Origin of the sequence: Novosphingobium sp. PhB57 (genome assembly GCF_004342985.1) — a bacterium.
In the GTDB taxonomy this organism is placed as follows: domain Bacteria; phylum Pseudomonadota; class Alphaproteobacteria; order Sphingomonadales; family Sphingomonadaceae; genus Novosphingobium.
Map to the genome: position 1 here is coordinate 1 of NZ_SMBO01000020.1, position 19,599 is coordinate 19,599.

General features: G+C 62.9%; 15 protein-coding genes and 1 pseudogene. 9 read left to right on the plus strand and 7 right to left on the minus strand.

The annotated features are described in order from the left end of the window. On the plus strand, positions 1-270 hold a 270-nt coding region (locus tag EDF58_RS24625), incomplete at its 5' end, for a transposase (protein ID WP_165921577.1). 210 nt (positions 271-480) lie between these two features. Here EDF58_RS24625 and EDF58_RS24630 read toward each other — a convergent pair. Together EDF58_RS24630 and EDF58_RS24635 are read right to left on the minus strand one after the other, a co-directional pair. Then, entirely contained in the window at positions 481-1,605 is a 1,125-nt protein-coding gene (locus EDF58_RS24630; RefSeq protein ID WP_132270329.1) for a membrane dipeptidase, read from the minus strand. Between the two features lie 536 nt (positions 1,606-2,141). Further along, positions 2,142-2,908, minus strand: a protein-coding gene (locus tag EDF58_RS24635) for an IS5 family transposase (RefSeq protein WP_132270331.1) whose coding sequence is annotated in 2 segments (ribosomal slippage) — positions 2,142-2,596 and positions 2,596-2,908 — 768 coding nt in all. Because the reading frame shifts where the segments join, the coding sequence is not laid out codon by codon here. Between the two features lie 95 nt (positions 2,909-3,003). Here EDF58_RS24635 and EDF58_RS24640 point away from each other — a divergent pair. Next, positions 3,004-3,435 (plus strand): acetyltransferase, encoded by a 432-nt coding sequence (locus tag EDF58_RS24640; protein WP_347812913.1) that lies wholly within the window; start codon positions 3,004-3,006, stop codon positions 3,433-3,435. A 1,186-nt stretch (positions 3,436-4,621) separates the two neighbouring features. On the opposite strand, the gene EDF58_RS24645 is transcribed toward EDF58_RS24640, so the two are convergent. Beyond that, positions 4,622-5,224, minus strand: coding sequence for a TetR/AcrR family transcriptional regulator (locus EDF58_RS24645; protein WP_132270356.1), 603 nt, complete (start codon positions 5,222-5,224; stop codon positions 4,622-4,624). Between EDF58_RS24645 and EDF58_RS24650 the strand changes: the two genes are divergently transcribed. From EDF58_RS24650 to EDF58_RS24680, 7 genes are all read left to right on the plus strand, one after another. Next, on the plus strand, positions 5,223-6,668 hold the full coding sequence (locus tag EDF58_RS24650) for a carotenoid oxygenase family protein (protein WP_132270334.1): 1,446 nt from the start codon (positions 5,223-5,225) through the stop codon (positions 6,666-6,668). The genes EDF58_RS24645 and EDF58_RS24650 overlap by 2 nt on opposite strands. Before the next feature lie 37 nt (positions 6,669-6,705). Then, the gene (locus EDF58_RS24655) at positions 6,706-7,413 is read left to right on the plus strand and encodes a VC0807 family protein (protein WP_165921578.1); all 708 of its coding nucleotides are present in this window, start codon (positions 6,706-6,708) and stop codon (positions 7,411-7,413) included. A 689-nt stretch (positions 7,414-8,102) separates the two neighbouring features. Continuing rightward, positions 8,103-8,864, plus strand: coding sequence for a protein ImuA (locus EDF58_RS24660; protein WP_207913161.1), 762 nt, complete (start codon positions 8,103-8,105; stop codon positions 8,862-8,864). 187 nt (positions 8,865-9,051) lie between these two features. Next, on the plus strand, positions 9,052-10,587 hold the full coding sequence (locus EDF58_RS24665) for a DNA polymerase Y family protein (protein WP_132270358.1): 1,536 nt from the start codon (positions 9,052-9,054) through the stop codon (positions 10,585-10,587). Beyond that, positions 10,584-13,847: an error-prone DNA polymerase gene (locus tag EDF58_RS24670; protein WP_132270337.1), complete on the plus strand. Its 3,264-nt coding sequence runs from the start codon at positions 10,584-10,586 to the stop codon at positions 13,845-13,847. The genes EDF58_RS24665 and EDF58_RS24670 overlap by 4 nt, the downstream gene beginning before the upstream one ends. 31 nt (positions 13,848-13,878) lie before the next feature. Then, positions 13,879-14,139 carry a hypothetical protein gene (locus tag EDF58_RS24675; protein ID WP_243654493.1) on the plus strand — a complete coding sequence of 87 codons (261 nt, stop codon included), beginning with the start codon at positions 13,879-13,881 and terminating at the stop codon, positions 14,137-14,139. 104 nt (positions 14,140-14,243) lie between these two features. Then, positions 14,244-14,876: an SOS response-associated peptidase family protein gene (locus tag EDF58_RS24680; RefSeq protein WP_132270341.1), complete on the plus strand. Its 633-nt coding sequence runs from the start codon at positions 14,244-14,246 to the stop codon at positions 14,874-14,876. Between the two features lie 168 nt (positions 14,877-15,044). Here EDF58_RS24680 and pip read toward each other — a convergent pair whose 3' ends face one another. The 4 genes and pseudogenes from pip to EDF58_RS24700 all read right to left on the minus strand — a co-directional run bounded on the left by pip (position 15,045) and on the right by EDF58_RS24700 (position 19,535). Continuing rightward, positions 15,045-16,001 (minus strand): prolyl aminopeptidase, encoded by a 957-nt coding sequence (pip, locus tag EDF58_RS24685; RefSeq protein WP_132270362.1) that lies wholly within the window; start codon positions 15,999-16,001, stop codon positions 15,045-15,047. A 307-nt stretch (positions 16,002-16,308) separates the two neighbouring features. Then, positions 16,309-16,423 (minus strand): annotated as a pseudogene (locus tag EDF58_RS24690) (IS110 family transposase); the annotation flags it as partial. Between the two features lie 308 nt (positions 16,424-16,731). Next, complete coding sequence (locus tag EDF58_RS24695) at positions 16,732-17,982, minus strand: dicarboxylate/amino acid:cation symporter (protein WP_132270343.1); 1,251 nt, start codon at positions 17,980-17,982, stop codon at positions 16,732-16,734. 89 nt (positions 17,983-18,071) lie between these two features. Continuing rightward, positions 18,072-19,535 carry an amidohydrolase gene (locus tag EDF58_RS24700; protein ID WP_132270345.1) on the minus strand — a complete coding sequence of 488 codons (1,464 nt, stop codon included), beginning with the start codon at positions 19,533-19,535 and terminating at the stop codon, positions 18,072-18,074. Positions 19,536-19,599 lie beyond the last annotated feature (64 nt).

The following is a 19,599-nucleotide window of genomic DNA, read 5'->3' on the forward strand; positions in this document are numbered from 1 at the left end:
GACAAGCTTCGTGCCGCCCTGACCGTATCAGGTGCCTGGACGATCGAAATCATCAAACGTTCGGACAAGGCGAAGGACTTTCAGGTTCTCCCTCGCCGATGGGTCGTCGAACGCACCTTCGCATGGCTTGGCCGATGCCGCCGCCTTGCCAAAGACTGGGAGACCACCATCGCATCCTTCACGGCATTGGCGACGATAGCCTCTATCCGCATGCTTACCCAGAACCGCAAGGTATTGCTACGTTTGAGAAACTTCGGAGTCAGGCACTAAGGCCCACGGCGGCGATACGGCCAAGCAGGCGGCTAGGCGGAACGCTGAAAAAAAGCCGGCCACAAGGGCCGGCTTGGAAAGTCTTTAGGAGAGGATGCCTGAAAGGCACTGCACATATGTCGGTCGCGGCGCGTTTTCGCAAATGCAAGGAGTGCAACCAGTATTGCTCGATCTGGTTGCAATTCATGAAATTGACGCGCTCGCCGCTCGTCAGACGGTTTGCGGACCAGCCTTCCACGTATCTGCAAAAGCTCGCGCAAAGTTCTCGCCCAGGACTTTTTCGATCGTGCGAGCGCGATAGCCACGCGCTGCCATGGCATCCGCGATCACCGAATAGCGGTCTGGCCGGTTGAGCCCGATTACGAAAGGCGGCGGACCTTCCCCCGGAGCGGATACACCTGATCTCTTGCGCCTCTCGATTTCCTCGTTCCAGGTAGCCATGCTTTCAGGGGACGTGTCGAACGGCGTCAGCGAACCATCGGTGCCGATACCGACATGATCCTCCCCGCAGACTCTCAAGGCGTGGTCGAGATGCGCGATGTACGCCGCGATATCGGGCTGTTCGGGGTAGGGAACGAGAAAGCTCAGCTCGTATATGCCGACGACTCCACCATTCTTGGCTAGCGTACGAAGCAGAGCATCCGATTTGTTGCGGGGGTGACTGTGCACTGCAGCGCAGCCTGCGTGGGTTACGAGTACCGGGACGCGGGATGCGGAGATGGCTGCGAAGCTGGTCGCTTCGTCGCAGTGGCTGATGTCGATCGACACGCCAAGTGCGTTCATCCTCGCGACCGCCTCGTGCCCGAGCCGCGTCAGGCCCTTCGGGTTCTTGGCCAGCACCCCAGAGCCGAATGGGGTCTCCCGGTTGTAGGTTAGACCCATCACGAGCACGCCGGCCTGCCGGAAGTGGTCGATGTTTTCGATTTTGCCCTCGAGCATCTCTCCGGCCTCGAAGGAAAAGATGATGCCCACTTTTCCGGTCCGCTTGGCTTCACCGAAGTCGGAGAAAGACCGAATGCGCGTAAATAGCTGCGGGTTTTTATCTATGGCCTTGGCGATATCGGCGATATCGACATCGGTCTGTGCCTTGTCGAGATTTCCGCTTCCTCCAAGCGTCATCTTGAGGGCGGTGAGACCCGAGGAGCGGACGAGCGCGGCATATGCATCGTCGAGAGGGGCGTCCGGATCGAGGGGAGGCATCAAGTTGCCGTCGATGAGCAACCCTCCGGTTGCAACCTGCGCGCCTTTGGCGGCGTCGGCGAAGGCGTGTACCGGCGCGAATGCCGCGGCGGAGAATGCCGCTCCGGCAAAGCCAAGAATTTGACGACGATCCATTTCTTCCTCCCGATTGCGCGGCCCGACTTGGCGGAAGGGTATCGCTTCGCGCAATTCAACTTCGACCGGCGGCGTTCTGGATCGACGGAACGGATTTCGAGATTTCGTCCGTAATCGCTCAGCCACCGGGGGGGACCGGCGTCCATCGCTGATGTTGGAAGTGCTATCCGAGCAAAGGTGCGGGACCTGACGGGCGGATATCCGGGCGTGCGGACCTGATAGATGCTATCATATGTGTTGCATAATGTAAGATCGGCGCATGACCGGTCTACGGTTTCGGCTTTCGACTGGCTACCATGTTCGGCCGGATGCGAAGCAGAAGCCATTGCTTGGGTAGTTTGCTTGCGCTCGTCAAGGATTTCAGGGCGGCTTGGGGAGAGGGTGATTTAAGAGGCGTTAAGACGGCAGGGCAGGGGAGGGCTGCGGCGTCGTTCTCGGCTGGGCGCTTCGCCTGCGCAGCCGGCGGTGCGGCTCTGACGGTTCCTTTTGACAATGAGGAGCCGCGGACCGATTAGCGGTACCGGGCGAAAAGTAGATTAGGCCGTAGACTCATAAACTCGAAGCCATAGGCGCATCGAGGCCAACTGAACCATGGCGAGGAAGTTCTCGGCCAGCTTGTCGTAGCGGGTTGCGACCCTGCGGAAGTGCTTCAGCTTGGAGAAGAAGCGCTCGATGAGGTTGCGCTCACGATACAGCCATGTGCTGAAGTACGGTTTCGACCGCCGGTTGACCTTGGGTGGGATATTGGCGAAGGCTCCTTTCTCGCGGAGAGATGCCCGGATGCGATCAGCATCATATGCCTTGTCCGCGAGCACGATTGTTCCGGCACCAACATGGTCCAGCAGATCGCCAGCGGCTTGACCATCATGGCTTTGCCCGGCGGAAAGCTTCAGTCGGATCGGCAGGCCCTGGCCATCGACGACCGCGTGGATTTTGGTCGTGAGGCCGCCTCGGGAGCGACCGAGGCAGTGATCTCGATCCCCCTTTTTGCCGTCGCGGCCTGTTGGTGAGCGCGAACGGAAGTGCTGTCGATCATCTGGATGTCGCCATCGTGCGCGGCGGTGATGGTGTCCATCATCCGGTCCCACACCCCGGCCTTCCGCCATCGCACGAAACGGTTGTAGCAGGTGGTGCGCGGACCATAGCGTTCGGGCAGGTCACGCCACGGCGCACCGGATCGAAGCACCCAGAAGATGCCATTCAGAACGCGACGATCATCTACGCGCGGCACGCCTCGCGGTTTGTTGGGCAGCAGCGGCTCAATCATACGCCACTCGAAGTCGGTCAGGTCATAACGGCTCATGGCGAGCCTGAATCAGATTTGGCGGGGAAATGTAAGCCTATTCAGCGACTCGCTTTACTCACTGGATCTAAGCATTGTAGCCGGAGACCATGATTATGATCCGACCTTCCCGCCCCGACGAGGGCACCCGCATCATCGAAATTTGGCGAGGAGCAGTTGACGCTACTCATCACTTTCTAACGCCTGAGGATCGCCTCGCCATTGATGAAATGGTGTGCGGTTTCCTTCCGCACGCTCCACTCTGGCTAGCGGTTGATGAAAACGACTACCCGCTTGCCTTCATGCTGATCGCCGACCGGCACATGGAGGCGCTATTCGTTGATCCCGCCTGGCGCGGAACCGGTATTGGTGCTGCCCTTGTGCAGCATGGCCTCAGGCTTCATCCGAAAATGACAACCGATGTCAACGAGCAGAATGATCAAGCTGTTCGCTTCTATGAACGAATGGGATTTACGCAGACAGGCCGTTCGCCGATCGACGGACAGGGCAGGCCATATCCACTCATCCACTTGGAATATTTGAGCTGATTAGCCGGCCTCCGGGCATCAAACTGCGCAGCTTCATTGCGCTAAAATTAATGGGTTCACAGCCTAGAGAACCACGGTTTTGCGATCGACGAACCAATCGCCTTCATGCCTTGGGGACGCTGTGGTTTCCTGAGTTTCGACCGTCGTCGAACAGCGGGCCCCAGCGAGGGACGTTGGGCTTCGGCGCACGCGTCCAGAGGCCGTCCCGGCGCTGTGCCCTCATGGCTCCGGGGAATGGGCCCGTGCGGCGCCTGCGCTATGCGTTTGGGATCTGTGCCCGGGAGCTGTGTCCTCAGGGCTTCACGGCAAGAAGGCTAACGGCATTGGGACTATGTGCCATTTCGGCTTGGGCGCGGCGTACCCATGGAGTAGGGATCAACCCAGCTCCAAGAGTGCTCGCAATGCGCTTGCCTCTCCCGGCTCTTTGACGGGATAAGCCGTATAGAATTACCGTGCCGCTTCCTTCCGGCCAAGGACCTTGGCTGACGCAAGGCTCCACAGGGCATTCGACGATCCGAGGAACAGCGTATGGTTGGGCTCGAGCAGCGCGAGGCATGTATCGACCTGCCTGCGATGGAGGGCTTTCACTCCTGCCAAGTCTATCACCATTTCACGTGGCGGCGCTTCCGGTTGTGCCGCCGCCGCCAGGCCCGCCGTCTCCCTCGGAATTATGCGCGAAGCTGCAAAGGTGCCGCGCTTGGTGCGTGGCCGTGCCGCCTCTCCGAGGCCATCGATCGCGATGTCCTACTTTCTTACTGAAGGCACGGAGTGGACTTCGAACAGCGCTGGTTCGGCCCGCTTAACCTTGTCGACCGTTACGGACCACTTTCGGTCGGCGAAATCGCATCGTCGCGGGGAAGCGCGCACGCCGCTGTCGTTCAGGCAAAAGTGTCTCGGGATCGCCCGGCTTCGTTTCACTGGAAGCGGACGAAGCTGACCGTTGGCGACGAACGATCTACCTCACTGCAAGCGGCAAGGCGTTGGTCACGGCTCTACGACCCTTTTTGGCATCAGCGGCGCGAGCGATCGGTGATGAAGCAGGAAGTCTCGCCAAGGCGATCGATGGTCTCGATGCCGCGCTCGCCCGCGAAGCTTTTCTTGAACGGATCGCCGAGTGAAGCGCGCCGACAAACCGCTGTCGGGGGGTTAACCTTGGCCGCACTGAATTCAGCCCCGTGGGCCGGCGTCAGCAGATGGCCTTGTCTATGAGTTCATCGTCGACTGCCACTTGTCCATCGAGCATGAGCATGGCGAGACCGTGGACAAGCGCCCAGGCCTGTACCGCCTGAACCTCCGGCTTGCCGCCACCGCGCGCAGCGGCAGCGGCGGCGTTGGCCTGCAGTAGATCGTGCGCCTCGGAACCAAGGTCGCTCTTCACGCCGCCGACCAGAAGCGCTGGTGAGGCAAAGATGAGGCGGAAGAGTGCCGGATTGGCCAGCGCGAAGCGGACATAGGCACGGCCAGTTTCCCTGAAACCGGCGGCGCCGCCACCGACGGCCTCCGAGGCGGTCCGCTGCGCCGCGCCCAGCTGCGCAAGGCCCTCAAGCGCCAGGGCGGTCATCAGCGCTTCCTTGTCCGGGAAGTGGCGGTAGACCGAAGTGGCGCTCACCCCGACCGCACGTGCGAGTTCGCGAAGGGACAGCGAATCGGCATCGCGTTCGCCGAGCATCCGCAACCCTTCCGAGATCAGGCTTTGGCGCAGATCACCATGATGGTAAGGCTTTTTTTCGATGTTGACACTGTTACTATTTCTGCTCATGATAACAGCGTAAACATTGGAGGTGATCATGGGAAGCCCTATCGAAACCTTGATCCGCGATACCGTCGCCAAAGGGGTGGAAACACTCGCAGCCTTCAACCGCAAGCGATTGGCTGCGCCGGTTGACGGCAATCCATTCCTCACCGGTATTCACGCACCGATGAAGGAGGAATTGACGCTGCACGAACTGGCGGTGACGGGTACCATTCCGTCGGGTTTGAACGGTCGCTACCTGCGCATCGGACCCAATCCTGTCGAACCCGATCCGGCGTCCTATCATTGGTTCATCGGTGACGGCATGGTGCATGGTCTTGCCATCGAGGACGGCAAGGCTCTGTGGTATCGCAATCGTTGGATCCGTTCCACCGCCGTTGCCAAGGCGCTCGGGACGACACCTGCGCCGGGACCCCGGCACCGGTTCGATACGGTGAACACGAATGTGACCGAGATCGCCGGCCGAACGTTTGCGCTGGTGGAGGGCGGCAGTTTTCCCGTCGAACTAGGCGAGGATCTGGATGACCAGACCTACAATCCCTTCGACGGATCCTTGAAAGGCAGCTTCACCGCTCATCCCCATCGCGATCCCTGCACGGGCGAGAACCACGCGATCTGCTATGATGGCCGCGACCCGGGCACGATCCGCCATGTCGTGATCAGTGACGCCGGCACGGTCATTCGCGAAGAGCCGATTTCGGTGCAGCATGGGCCGATGATCCACGACTGCGCGATTACGAGGCGCTTTGTGGTAATCCTCGACTTGCCGGTCACCTTCTCCATGAAGACGCTAATCGAAGGTCATGGCTTCCCATACCGTTGGAATTCCAGTCATCAGGCCCGCGTGGGGCTTATGCCTCGCAGCGGCACCCAGGACGATATCATCTGGTGTCCAGTGGCCCCTGGCTACGCATTTCACGTCGCCAACGCGTATGACGCGCCCAGTGGTGAAGTCGTCATCTACCTGTGCGTCTACGAGAGCATGTTCGATGACGGCGCGGCAGGGCCGAGTTCGCGCTGCCGCGGCTTGGAGCGTTGGACGGTCGATCCGGCGAGCCGAAGCGTCAACGTTCAGACGCTGGACACCGCCGCGCAGGAGTTTCCGCGGATCGACGAGCGTTTCTTCGGCCAGCCTCACCGCTTCACCTGGAGCATCGCAACCCCGCAAATTCCGCACAGACAGTTCATCGGCGCCACCCGCATTCTCGCTCACGATGTCTTGACCGGTGACCATGAAGTCCACGACTTCGGCCCGGGCCGCTTCCCCGGCGAATTCGTCTTCGTTCCGCAGAGTGCCGAGGCGCCTGAAGGACACGGCTGGCTCATCGGCCTGGTCGTCGATCTGCCTAAAGAGAAGACGGATCTCGTGATTCTCGATGCCCGCCGTTTCGCCGAGCCGCCGGTTGCCAGCATTCATCTTCCGCATCGGATACCGCCAGGATTTCACGGTAACTGGATTGGCGAAGGCGCTGCGCAGTGAGCACCGCCTGTCCCCCAGATCGATCGAGCAGAGCCTCATGAACCGCACAAGAATTTCGGACTGGATCCGCCGCCGTGGGCCTGCATTCGCGCTCGACTGCGCGGTCAATATCGCGGCTCCGCTGGCGATCTATCATCAGACACGGGACCCCTGGGGCGAAATCAATGCCTTGCTCGTGTCCTCGATACCGCCGCTGCTATGGGGCATCGGCAGCTTCCTGCGCAGCCGCCGGGTCGATGCCCTTTCAGTGCTTGCAGTGGCCGGCATCGCCCTTTCGACCCTTGCCTATTTTGGGGGCGGATCGGCACAGATGCTGCAGCTGCGCGAGAAACTGGTGACGCTCGTAATCGCCCTTGCCTTCCTGGGCTCGGCGGCCATCGGCAAACCCCTGATCTATCCGCTTGCCCGCGCGACAATGGCGCGCCAATCGGAGCAGGCCCTGGCGGAATTCGATGCCAAGGGTAACGATGCATTGGTGCGCCGCACGGTGATGGTGATGACGCTGGTCTGGGGGATCGGCCTGCTGGCGGACTTTGCCGTCTCGGTGGCTCTGATCTATCTGCTCACGATCGAGCAGTACCTCGTGGTGGGACCGATCCTCGGCTATGTCGCGGTAGGGGGCATGATAATCTGGACGGTCCTTTACCGTCGTTCTCGTACCCGGCACGCCGATGCCGTTCGCGCCAAAGCGGCCGCCAGCGCAACCATGGACGATAACGATTGCCCTCAGCCAGAACCTACCTGACGCAGTTAGCCCCGTCCGCTCTGCTTTCAAACAAAGTCGGTTTCGACGGGGCTTGGGATCCGGGCGGCGTTCCAGGCGTGCGTGAACCTTGCAGGCGCTCGGGGCTTCCAACTCGGGGGCCACAATAGAGGAAATAAGCTTTCAAGGCCTGATACAGCCATGTCGCCGCCAAAATTCGGCACATTCGCAAACCAGAGAATATGGCCTTTGTACCGATATCGTCGCAGCAGATTGGGCTGGCTTATATGGTTGAAAGCGCAATTTTAGCCATCCAATAACCGAGACATGTGGCGCGTCGCAGTCGCACCGCGATTGCTCTGCGATTGCGCAGGTTTGCGTGACGTTACTCCCGTGAAGTGGAATTCGCAGGTAATCTTATTAAAATAGAATACTTATTCGGGCGTAGCTCGCGATTCTGGCCGCCCATGCAAAAAATGCGTCCATGTCGACGTGGATAATTTTTCTGATGGCTGAATCGCCCATGGTGCGAGCGTATCACGATCAGAACAAATATCGAACAAAAGGAATCGGTTGGTAGGTCATCAAGGCATCTGCCTGGCCGTCGTTACACAGCTCTATCCACAGGCTTGTCCCGGAGCAGGTAGGTTCCTCGCATCGCAAACGCCTTGACCCTGCCGCCCGCCGAGTGAGAACATAGTGGGAACACAGCCTGATTCTCGAGATTGTCCATGCAGCCGGTATCACCATCGACCTTGCCCAGCCTCGAGCATCTGCGCACCCTGGCGTCTCCGCTTGCGGAGTTTCGCACGGTGCCGTTCGGCCTCGAGGATCTCGACGGCCGATTGATGGGCGCAGGCCTGCGCGCCGGCGCTCTGCACGAAGCTGCAGCGCTCACCTGCTCGCTTGTCGACGATGCTGCCGCCACCTTGTTTTTTGCGGGAATAGCAGCGCGTGAGGCTCGCTCTGCAGCGGCGCCGGTACTGTGGATCAGCTGCCGTAACGACCTTTATGCACCCGGCCTGGAACAGGCCGGACTTCGCGCGGCTGACGTCATCCATGCGCAGCCGCGCGATGAAGCTGCGCTGCTTGCCGTCGCCGAGGACGCGGTTCGGGACGGCACCCCGGCGGCGGTGGTTGCTGAGGCCAGCAAGGTATCGATGGTGGCGACGCGCCGCCTGCAGCTGGCGGCGGCAGAAGCCGATATCCCGGTGCTGCTGCTGCGGCGTCACCGCGGGCGTAACCGGGATCCGCTCGGCGAACCTTCGGCAGCCTGGACGCGCTGGCGCATTGCCAGTGCGCCGTCCGAGCGGCTCGGTGTCCCAGGCGTCGGCCGGCGCCGCTGGCTTGTCGAACTCGCCCGCCAGCGCGGCGGCGAGGGTTTTTCCCTGATCTTGGAGGGATGCGATGAGACGGGCCGTCTCGCTGTTCCTGCCGTACCTGGCCATCGAACGGCTGAGACGGCAGGACTGGTTCGCCGCTCCGCGGCCTGAACCCCGCGCGCTCCAGCTTCCCGTCGATGACAACCCCGGTGCCTGCTCTGTCCCGCGTGGCGGCGGGTGGCGGCCCGGTGCGCGCTGGGCGCGGGCAGAAGGGCAGGGCGGGGAGGGCGGACAGTCACGCACGCGCGGCGATGTCGTGCGGGAGATCGCCGCGTTGCCGCTGCACGCGCAGCCCCCCATGCGCGAGCTTGGCCGGCGCTCGGAAGCCGCCGAGCATCCCTTCAAGCGCCCGGCGCCCCCGTCGTCCGGCGAAGCCGTCATTGTTCCTTATGGCGCAGCGGAGCCGCTGGCACTCATCGGCAAGGTCGGCCGCCGGGACGAGATCGTCGCGGCGTGCCCGGCAGCGCGCGCGCTCGGGATTCGGGTCGGTATGGCTGCGACCCATGCCCGTGCCCTGGTCTCCGATCTCGATTTCCGCCCTGCCGAGCCGGGTGCCGACGCAGCGCTGCTCGATCGGCTCGCCTTGTTCGGGATCCGCCGGTGGTCGCCGATCGTCGCCGTCTCGCCGCCGGATGGCATCTGTCTGGATCTAACCGGCGCGGCGCACTTGCATGGCGGCGAGGCGCGCTTTTGCCGCCGGCTTCAGGCCTTCTGCCGCCGCGCCGGGTTCACGGCGCGGATCGCGATCGCTGATACCCTGGGTGCTGCCCATGCGCTCGCGCGCTACGGCCGCGAGGATATCATCATCTCCCCGCCGGGCGGCGTGCTGCGCGCCTTATCACCGCTGCCGGTGGCGGCGCTGCGGCTCGAGGAAACCGCGCTGGGTGCAGCGCGCAAGTTCGGGTTCGAGACGATCGCTGACCTGCTCCCTGTCGCGCGCGGTCCGCTTGCGCGACGCCTCGGCATGGCCGCGATCGAGCGGCTCGATCAGGCGCTGGGCGGCAAGGCGGAGCCGATCACGCCGCGCGAGGATGTCGTTGTTCCTGTGGTCGAGCGCCGCCTGCTCGAGCCTATCGGCACTGCCGAGGCGATCGCGCAGGTCATGCAGGACCTCTTGGCCGACATGGCCCAGCTGCTCCAAAGCAGGGGGCTTGGCGCCCGTTCACTGCGCCTGATCGCGCTGCGGATCGACGGCGGCGAGGAGACCGTCGCCATCGGCACCTCGCGGCCGACGCGCGAAGCCGCCCATCTGCTGCGCTTACTGAAGCTCAGGATCGACCGCATCGATCCGGGGCTAGGCCTGGAACAGTTCAGGCTGCTTGCGCCGCATACCGAAGCGCTCGACGCGGAAAACCTTGGCGCCATCCTTACCGGTGAGACTACGCTGCGTGATCCGGCCCGGCTCGTTGACGTGGTGTCGGGCCGGATCGGCCCGGCAAGTGTATTCCGGCTCGCGCCTGCCGAGAGCCATGTCCCGGAGCGGGCGGTGAGGGCGGTAAACCCCATCGAGGCACCCGGAACTTGGCCGTCCTGGCAGCGGCCCGTACGCCTGTTCGCGCGGCCAGAACCTTTGCACCGGGTCATGGCGCTGATGCCCGATCAGCCGCCCCGCCGCTTCGAATGGCGCGGCCGCGCTTATAAGGTCGTGGCAGGTGACGGGCCCGAACGGATCCACGGTGAGTGGTGGCGCCGCGATGCCGAAGTCTGGGCCGTGCGTGACTACTACCGCGTCGAGGACGAGCATGGCGGGCGCTACTGGGTATTTCGCCGCGGCGACGGCATGGAGAGCAATACCGGCGATCTCACCTGGTGGATGCACGGGGTCTTCGCGTGAGCGACTATGTCGAACTCCAGGTGCTCACGCATTTTTCGTTCCTGCGCGGAGCCTCAAGCCCGGACGAGCTGTTCTCTGCTGCGGCCATGCTCGGCTATCCGGCCTTGGGCGTTGCCGATCTTGGGCGCGTGGCGGGCGTGGTACGTGCCTGGGAAGCGGCGAAGGTCACCGGGGTGCGGCTGATAGCCGGCAGCCGGATTGATCTGAGCTGCGGGCGTGGCCTGCTGCTCTATCCGACCGACAAGCGCGCCTGGTCGCGCCTGACGCGCCTGCTCACCATTGGCAAGCGCCGGGCGGGCAAGGGCAAATGCCAGCTGCACTGGCACGACCTTGAAGCCTGGTCGCAAGGGATGATCGCCATCCTGCTTCCAGATGAAGCCGGCGAGCAGAATGCCGCTGCGCTGGCCGATCTGCGCCAGGTCTATGGCAAACGCGGCTACATGGCCCTGTCCCAGCGCCGCCGGCCCGATGATGCGCTGCGCATCGATGCCCTTGCGCGGCAGGCCACAGAAGCAGGCGTCCGGGCGGTGGTTACCGGCGATGTCCTCTACCACGCGCCGGACGCCCGCCTCCTGCAGGACGTGGTTACCGCGATCCGCCACGGCTGCATCGTCGACGAACTCGGCTATCGGCGGGAAGTCAACGCCGACCGCGCCCTCAAGTCCCCTGAAGAAATGGTCCGCCGCTTTGCCGCTTATCCTGAAGCCCTGCGCGCCAGCGTCGAGATCGCGGAGGCCTGCACCTTTGCGCTGAGCGAACTCACCTACAATTATCCCCAGGAGCGCCTGATCGACGGGCTGACCGCGCAGCAGGCGTTGGAGAAGATGGCGTACGAAGCGCTCCATGCCATGTTCGGCGGTGATCCGCCTTCCGCCTACCGGGACCAGATCGCTCATGAGCTGAAGCTCATTGCCGACCTGAACTACGCGCCCTATTTCCTGACGGTCCATGCGATCGTCAGCGAAGCCCGGCGGCGGGGGATACTCTGCCAGGGCCGGGGCTCTGCCGCCAATTCCTGCGTCTGCTTTGTGCTGGGGGTCACCTCAATCGACCCCATCAAGCACGAGCTGTTGTTCGAACGATTCGTTTCAGGCGAGCGGCGCGAGCCGCCCGACATCGACGTCGATTTCGAGCACGAGCGGCGCGAGGAGATCATCCAGTGGATCTTCGAGACCTACGGCCGCGACCGCGCGGCGCTCACGGCCGTCGTCACTCGGTTCCGTGCGCGCGGCGCCGTGCGCGATGTCGGCAAGGCGCTGGGGCTGCCGGAGGATCTGACCTCCTCGCTGGCAGGGCTGGTCTGGGGCTGGTCGGCCGAAGGCGTCGGCGAGAAGCAGGCGGCGGAACTCAACCTCGACATGTCGGACCGGCGGCTGCGCCTGACGCTTGATCTCGCCCGTCAGCTGATCGGCGTGCCGCGCCAGTCCAGCCAGCATCCCGGCGGGTTCGTTCTCACCCATGACCGGCTCGACGACCTGGTGCCGATCGAGCCTGCGGCCATGGCCGATCGCCAGATCATCGAGTGGGACAAGGACGACATCGATGCCTTGAAGATGATGAAGGTCGATGTCCTCGGCCTTGGCATGCTCGGCTGCATGAACCGCGCCTTCAACTTGCTCGGCGAGGCCAAGGGGATCCACATCGGCCTTGCCGATCTGCAGGGCGATGATCCGGACGTCTATGCCATGATCCAGAAGGGCGATACGCTCGGCACCTTTCAGATCGAGAGCCGCGCGCAGATGTCGATGCTGCCGCGCATGAAGCCGCAGCGCTTCTACGACCTCGTCATTCAGGTCGCCATCGTGCGGCCCGGTCCCATCCAGGGTGAGATGGTCCATCCCTACCTCCGCCGCCGTAGCGGGGAGGAACAGCCCGAGTATCCGCGTCCCGAGCTGCGTGCAGTGCTGGAGAAGACCCTTGGCGTACCCCTGTTCCAGGAGCAGGCGATGAAGGTTGCCATTGTCGGCGCCGGCTTCACCCCGGCAGAGGCCGACCAATTGCGCCGCGCGATGGCCACCTTCAAGCTGACCGGCGGCGTCTCGCATTTTTCCGAGAAGCTGATCGAGGGCATGGTTGGGCGCGGTTATCCGCGCGATTTTGCCGAGCGCACCTTCCGCCAGCTTGAAGGCTTCGGCTCCTATGGTTTTCCCGAGAGCCATGCGGCGAGCTTCGCGAAGATCTCCTATGCCTCGAGCTGGATGAAGCATCACCATCCCGACGTCTTCTGCGCCGCGCTGATGAATGCGCAGCCCATGGGCTTCTATGCCCCGGCACAGATCATCACCGATGCCCGTCAGCACAGGGTGGAGGTACGGCCGGTTTGCATCAATGCCAGCCGGTGGGATTGCTCTTTGGAGGCTACGGACAGCCGGTACCATGCGGTGCGTCTAGGTCTGCGTCAGGTGCGCGGGCTTTCCAATGCGCACGGCGCGGCGATAGTCGCATCCCGCGGCCTCGCACCCTTCGAATCCGTCGAAGACCTCTGGCGCCGTTCGGGCGTGCCCCGTGCTGCGATCGAGAAGCTCGCCGATGCCGATGCCTTTCACGCCTTCGGCGCCGATCGCCGTCAAGGGCTGTGGAAGGTGAGGGGGCTTGGCGAAGCGCCTTTGCCGCTCTTCGTCGCTGCGGACCGGGCCGCGCAGGCGATCAGCGCCGAGGCGCAAGAGCCGGCAGTGGACCTGCGCCCGCTGGCAGATGGGCGTGAAGTGATCGAGGACTATCGCTCGCTGCAGCTGTCGTTGCGGGCGCACCCACTGACCTTCGTCCGCGATGAGCTCACGCGGCGCGGCGTGACCCGCTGCGCGGATCTTGTGAACATCCGCGACGGCCGCAGGGTTGAAGTTGCTGGGATCATCCTCGTGCGCCAGAAGCCGGGATCGGCCAAGGGGGTGCTGTTCATCACCATCGAGGACGAGACGGGCATCGCTAACGGCATTCTTTGGCCCGACCGCTTCGAAGCGCAGCGCCGCACGGTGATGTCCGCTTCGATGGTCGGGCTCAAGGGACAGGTCCAGAAGGAAGGCGAGGTGATCCACGTCATCTGTGACAGGATCGTCGATCACGGCGACCTCCTGCACCGCGTTGGTGAGATGTCTTTCCCGCACCGGACCGGCCGGGGTGAAGGCGCGCGCCATGCCGGCAGCCCCGATCGCGGCGACCGGGCCTGGGCCCCAAAACCGATGAACAGCTATTGGCCGCCTCATGCCGAAGGTCGCGACCCCGAAGAGGTCGTGCGGTTCAGGTCGCACGATTTCCATTGAACCCGTGGCTGCGCTTCCCAAACACCACCGCGTGATCATCGCGCTCTCGCTGCATATCCTGCGCGGCGGTGTCACGCGCTGCAGCGACGGCCGCGTCGACACAGTAGAGGTTCGCCTGGCGCTGAGATGTCTGCTTCCGCATTGCCGCGAGCGCTGGCCGCTCGAGCTCTACTGGGATGCTGCCAGCCAGGACAATGAAATCGGCAGGGCGCAGGGAGTGACGGCCGCCTTCAACGGGATTGTCCGCCAGCTGCGGCTTGCCGGGCGGTATGAAGAGAGCGGGCCGGCGTAGCGCGGCGTGGGAGCAATTCTTTGGCCGTTCCATTTGCCGGAAGCAGCGCCAGGTATAAGCTTGCCGGGCGGCTCGAGCTGGAGCGATCGATCAGGAGACATGCCATGTGCAACCGTGCCCGCTTCAAGGGAGAGCCGGAGACGCTGTGGGGATCGGTAGCTGCGCTCTTTGACGAGAGGCCGCGCGACAATCGCTTCGATCCGCAGGAGCTGAGGCCGAAGGGACGGGCCTACGTGATCCGCGAGCAGGGCGGCGTCCGAGGGTGGGACGTGATGAGCTGGGACGTTCTGGGCGGTCAGGGCGCCTGGCCGATGACGAATGTGCGTAATCTCGGCTTGCCGCAGTGGCAGCGGCTTGCCGCAGATCCGAAGAACCGCTGCGTCGTGCCGCTGACCGAGTTCTGTGAGTTTACCCCGGACAAGCATGATCTTGGCGACGGCAAGCCGCCGCTCAAAGGCGAGATGTGGTTTTCTGTGAAAGATCAGCCCGTGTTCGCGGTTGCGGGGTTTTGGCAACGGACGCAGATCGGGGGCAGCTTCGCGATGGTCACCTGCGACGCCAATGCGCTGGTCAGGCCGATCCATCCCAAGGCGATGATCACCATCCTGGAACCCGGGGACATCGATCTCTGGCTGCGCGGATCCTACGCTGAAATCGCGGCGCTGCAGCGGCCGTATGACGAGACGCGGATGACCGTGCGCGGGCCGGTTTTCCCTACACGGACGGATCAGCGTTAACGTACTGACTGACGTCACCGTCCCGATAGCCGCCCCGCCGCGGTTCTGGATCGGCAGGCGAACTGCGACCTGAAGCGAGTTTGCCGATTTTTCCAATATCATCTTTGGCCGACACGCGGGCTTCGCGCATCGTCCAGGATGGCGGCTCAGATGGGGGGCACCCCGAGGTCAGCCATTCGCCTTGTTCGCGTACAGATCCGTGGTGCGGATCAGCCGGTCCAGGATGCCCGGCTCGGAATAGGCATGACCTGCGCCTTCGATCAGATGGAAGTCGGCTTCGGGCCAGGCCTTGTGCAGCGCCCATGCGTAATGCGCGGGGCAGGGCATGTCGTAGCGCCCATGCACGATCGTCCCGGGAATAGCGCGAAGCTTATGCGCGCCGCGTAAGAGCTGATCAGGCTCGAGCCAGCAGTCATTCACGAAATAGTGGGTCTCCAGCCGGGCGAAGGCGAGCGCGAAATGTCCGTCGTCATGCTGCCGAGAGATCGCAGCGTCGGGTAGGAGGGTAATGACTTCCCCTTCGAACAGACTCCACGCGCGCGCGGCCTCGATCTGCTCTTCCATCGAGCCCGTTGTCAGGCGCCGGTGGTAGGCGCGCAGAATTTCGCCTCGCTCGGCCTCGGGGATCGGCGCCACCAGGCGCTCGTATTTGTCCGGAAACAGCTGTGACACACCGAACTGGTAAAACCAGTCGAGTTCAGCCCGGGAGCACATGTAGATGCCTCGCAGGACCAGTTCGCTCACCCGCTCAGGATGCGTTTGTGCGTACGCCAGCGAAAGCGTGGAGCCCCAGGAGCCGCCGAACACGAGCCATTGCTCGGCGCCCGCTAGCTCCCGCAGGCGTTCGATGTCTGCAACAAGGTGCCAAGTCGTGTTGGCATCGAGCGATGCATGCGGCGTCGACCGGCCGCAGCCTCGCTGGTCGAACAGGATGACATCGTAGAGGTCCGGATCGAACAATCCGCGATGCGCCGGCGAAATCCCGCCGCCGGGGCCGCCATGCACGAAGACCGCAGGCTTTGCGCCCGGCGTGCCGCACCGCTCATAATAGATGCTGTGGCCTTCGCCGGTGTCGAGCGTTCCGGAGGCATAGGGTTCGATCGGCGGATAGAGTGTGCGCAGCATGCCGCTCTTGTTGCCCACTTCTTCGGTGAATGGAAGCGGGGCTGCCGCGCCGATCCAAAAATCGCCTCGGACTAGCCTGATGCAGCCGGCGAAAGACGTCTGCACCAGATTGACACGGGACGGGTTTGCGATGTTCTGACTGTGCAGAGGATGAGAGCACTTTCGGCCAGCTCGCTGATTCTGTTGCCTCGGATAGGCATCGCCGCTGCGCCAGTGTGCAATCCCGGTTTTTTGCTGAACCATCGTTGCCCGTGTCCGAAATTTGCGGTCACAAGCGATGTCGCTTATCCTCATCTTCACCAGGTCGCAGCAGCTGCGATCGCCGCAGCGCTTTGCGAATGACGACCTCGCCGGTCGCGCTGATACCGTGAACCTGAAAAAATGTTCTTGGCCAAATCGAGGCCGATCGTGCTAATTTCCATGGCGGGTGGCTCCTCTGCTCGGGTTGCATGACAGCAAACCCATCTTGGCACTTAGATGCCGCGAGCGGGAGCCATCCACCTCATCCGGTTACGGCAGCTGGCGGCCAGCTTGCGCTGTTCACAGCTCCTGGAAGGACTGCCCGAACCCGCGGAAAGCCACCATTCGCTGGCGATAATCGCTTCTATAACCCATGGTCTGATTTATCGGTAAGTCCGCGCAATGGGCCTGTAGGACCGGAACTCTGCGGACTCGTTGTGGAGTAAGGTGCATTCAGTCGGGCGCGAAAGCATTTCTCTTCTCGTTTTTGCTAAGCTAACAATGCGTCAGCCAATCGTTCGCCTTGGCGTTTCAGCTCCCACTTGCTCACGACAGCTGTCGCGATGGCATTGCCCAGCACGTTGGTGGCGGTACGGCCCATGTCCATAAAGTGATCGACGGCAAGGATGAAGGCGATCCCTTCCACAGGCAGGTCGAACTGCCCCAATGTGGCCGCCACGACGACCAGCGATGCGCGGGGTACGGCGGCGATTCCTTTGCTGGTCACCATGAGCACCAGCAGGATCGTGATCTGCGTCATGATCGGCAGGTAGATGCCGTAAGCCTGCGCGATGAACAGCGTAGCGAATGTGGCATACATCATCGAACCGTCGAGGTTGAAGCTGTACCCCAGTGGCAGGATGAAGCTGTAGATACGCCGGGGCACGCCGAACCGGTCAAGCTGCTCCAGCATCTTGGGGTAGGCGGCCTCTGACGACGCGGTGGAGAAAGCCAGCAGTACCGGTTCGCGCACATGGCGCAGCAGAACAAATATCTGCCGTCCCAGAAACAGACTGCCCGCGCAGATCAGCAGAAGCCATAGCGAACCCAGCGCAAGGTAGAACGATCCGACAAGCTTACCGAACGTGGCCAGCACGCCGATCCCCTCGCTAGTCACCGCCGCCGCCAATGCGCCGAATACGGCCAGCGGGGCCATCTGCATGACATAACCGGTGACGGTCAGCATCATCTTCACCATCGCTTCGATCAGTATGACGATGGGTTTGCCATCCTCTCCGATCGCGGTGAGGGCTAAGCCCACGAAGATCGAGAAGACGACGATCTGCAGGATCGAGTTCTCCGCCATCGCTCCCACCATGGACGTGGGGAAGACGTGCAACACGAAGTCGCGGAAGTTCAGCGCCTGCGCATCGACCGCCGCCGCGCCGCCGGTGCGGACCAGATGCAGCCCTTCGCCTGGAGCCAGCAGGTTCACCAAAGCAAGGCCCAGCGCAAGCGAAAGCAGGCTGGCGGTCAGGAACCACGCCATTGCCCGCCCGCCTATGCGGCCCAGCGCCGTGCTGTCCCCCATATGGGCCATGCCTGCCACCAGTGTCGAAAACACCAGCGGGGCGACGATCATCTTGATCAGATGCAGGAACACATCGGCAAGAAGGTGGAAGTAGCTCGCGACCTCCTTTGCTGTTTCAGGCGTGTCGCCGACAAGCTGGTTTGCGGCAAATCCCGCGCAGACGCCGGAAACCATCCCGGCGACGATGAAGGTCGTCAGGCGACGTGACATAGGCAATTCTCTTCGGAAGGGGGGTAGTCAGGACCGAAAAAGGACCCGGTTCCGCCGGAGGGGCGAAACCGGGTTCAGGATGGGTCCGGTCAGTTCTTTGCGGCAGGGGCCTTGCGGTAATCCAGCGAAGGCGCCTTATCGCCAAGCAGGGAGTGGTAGACGAAGTCCGCACCACGTCGTTCGTCCAGTTCCTTCTTCGCGGCTGCCAGCGTTTCCGGGCTTTGGAACAACTGCGCCGCAGTCAGCGCCAGCGTTTTGCTGGCGACCTCTGCACCTTTGGTGCCGATGCTGGCGCCGCTGGCGGCAACGGCCTGCCAGCTGTGCGGCGGCGTGCCGGGAACCCAGGTGCCCGTCGAAAGACCCGCGGTGGGTGTGGTGTAGCTGACGTCGCCCACATCAGTGGAGGCTGACATAATCTCGCCGCTCGAATAAGGCGCGACGCCTGATACCTGCTTACGGCCACCCTTGGGCAGCGTAGTGGCGATCTTGTCGATGAACGCCTGTTCCTCGACCGTGTATGTGGGCAGCGGAACCTGCTTCAGGTTGTCGTACATCATGTGGCCCAGCGTATCGTTGGGTAACAGATCGAAGGTGCCGCCGATCTGATCGTATTCCACGGTGGTGCCCGTGCCCAGCGCAGCGCCTTCAGCGGCCTTCTTCACGCGCTCCATGATGTCGGCGACCTGCTGCTGGTCGGGGTGGCGCACGTAGTAATAGACCTCTGCCGTATCCGGCACGACATTGGGCGCCTTGCCGCCATCGGTGATGACGTAGTGAATGCGGGTTTCCTGCGGAACGTGTTCGCGCATCATGTTGACCATGTTGTCCATCGCCTCCACCCCATCGAGAGCGGAGCGGCCACGCTCGGGCGCCGCGGCGGCGTGGGAGGCGAGGCCGTGGAAGCGGAACTTGGCGCTGACGTTGGCGAGGGCATGACCCTGCATCGCGCTATAGCCGTCACCGGCATGCCAGTGCAGCATGGCGGAGACGTCCTTGGTAAGGCCCGAACGAACGAGGAAGACCTTGCCCGAGCCACCTTCTTCGGCAGGTGCACCGTAGACTCGCAATTCGCCCTTGATGCCATGAGCGACCATCCAGTTCTTGGTGGCGATGGCGGCGGCCACCGAAGCCGCACCGAACAGGTTGTGGCCGCAGGCATGACCGGCAATGCCGTCGATCACGCGGCGCTCCGGCTCTGCTGCTTGGGCGAGCCCAGGAAGGGCGTCGTACTCGGCGAGAATGCCGATTACAGGTCCGTCCCCGTTCCTGTAGCTGGCGATGAAGGCGGTTGGCATCCCGGCGACCCCGGCAGCCACCTTGAAACCGGCAGCCTTTAGGTCCTTTTGCAACAGGCCGGAGCTTTTCGTCTCCTGAAACCCGACTTCGGCCCACGACCAGATCTGAAGCGCATTGCGCGCCATTGCGGGCGATCCGCGATCAACTTCGGCAAGGATCTCCTTGCGATCGGCATCGGCGAGCGGCTCGGCCAGAGCGGGGGTGGGGGCCAGAAGTGCGGAAAAAGAAAACAAAGCAGTGCGAAGGCGGGATTTCATCGGGCTACATCCTCGTCGAAAAGGCACATCGAAAGAGTGCCTGCGCGGATCTCAGGCGATCCGC

What these genes read in the sequence shown, in the direction of transcription:
- EDF58_RS24645 (WP_132270356.1), bottom strand. Translation starts at nt 5,224, where the DNA reads ATGATCACCTCCAATGTTTACGCTGTTATCATGAGCAGAAATAGTAAC.
- EDF58_RS24660 (WP_207913161.1), top strand. Translation starts at nt 8,103, where the DNA reads ATGCAGCCGGTATCACCATCGACCTTGCCCAGCCTCGAGCATCTGCGC.
- EDF58_RS24700 (WP_132270345.1), bottom strand. Translation starts at nt 19,535, where the DNA reads ATGAAATCCCGCCTTCGCACTGCTTTGTTTTCTTTTTCCGCACTTCTG.
- EDF58_RS24695 (WP_132270343.1), bottom strand. Translation starts at nt 17,982, where the DNA reads ATGTCACGTCGCCTGACGACCTTCATCGTCGCCGGGATGGTTTCCGGC.
- EDF58_RS24665 (WP_132270358.1), top strand. Translation starts at nt 9,052, where the DNA reads ATGCGCGAGCTTGGCCGGCGCTCGGAAGCCGCCGAGCATCCCTTCAAG.
- pip (WP_132270362.1), bottom strand. Translation starts at nt 16,001, where the DNA reads ATGCTGCGCACACTCTATCCGCCGATCGAACCCTATGCCTCCGGAACG.
- EDF58_RS24680 (WP_132270341.1), top strand. Translation starts at nt 14,244, where the DNA reads ATGTGCAACCGTGCCCGCTTCAAGGGAGAGCCGGAGACGCTGTGGGGA.
- EDF58_RS24650 (WP_132270334.1), top strand. Translation starts at nt 5,223, where the DNA reads ATGGGAAGCCCTATCGAAACCTTGATCCGCGATACCGTCGCCAAAGGG.
- EDF58_RS24655 (WP_165921578.1), top strand. Translation starts at nt 6,706, where the DNA reads ATGAACCGCACAAGAATTTCGGACTGGATCCGCCGCCGTGGGCCTGCA.
- EDF58_RS24630 (WP_132270329.1), bottom strand. Translation starts at nt 1,605, where the DNA reads ATGGATCGTCGTCAAATTCTTGGCTTTGCCGGAGCGGCATTCTCCGCC.
- EDF58_RS24640 (WP_347812913.1), top strand. Translation starts at nt 3,004, where the DNA reads ATGATCCGACCTTCCCGCCCCGACGAGGGCACCCGCATCATCGAAATT.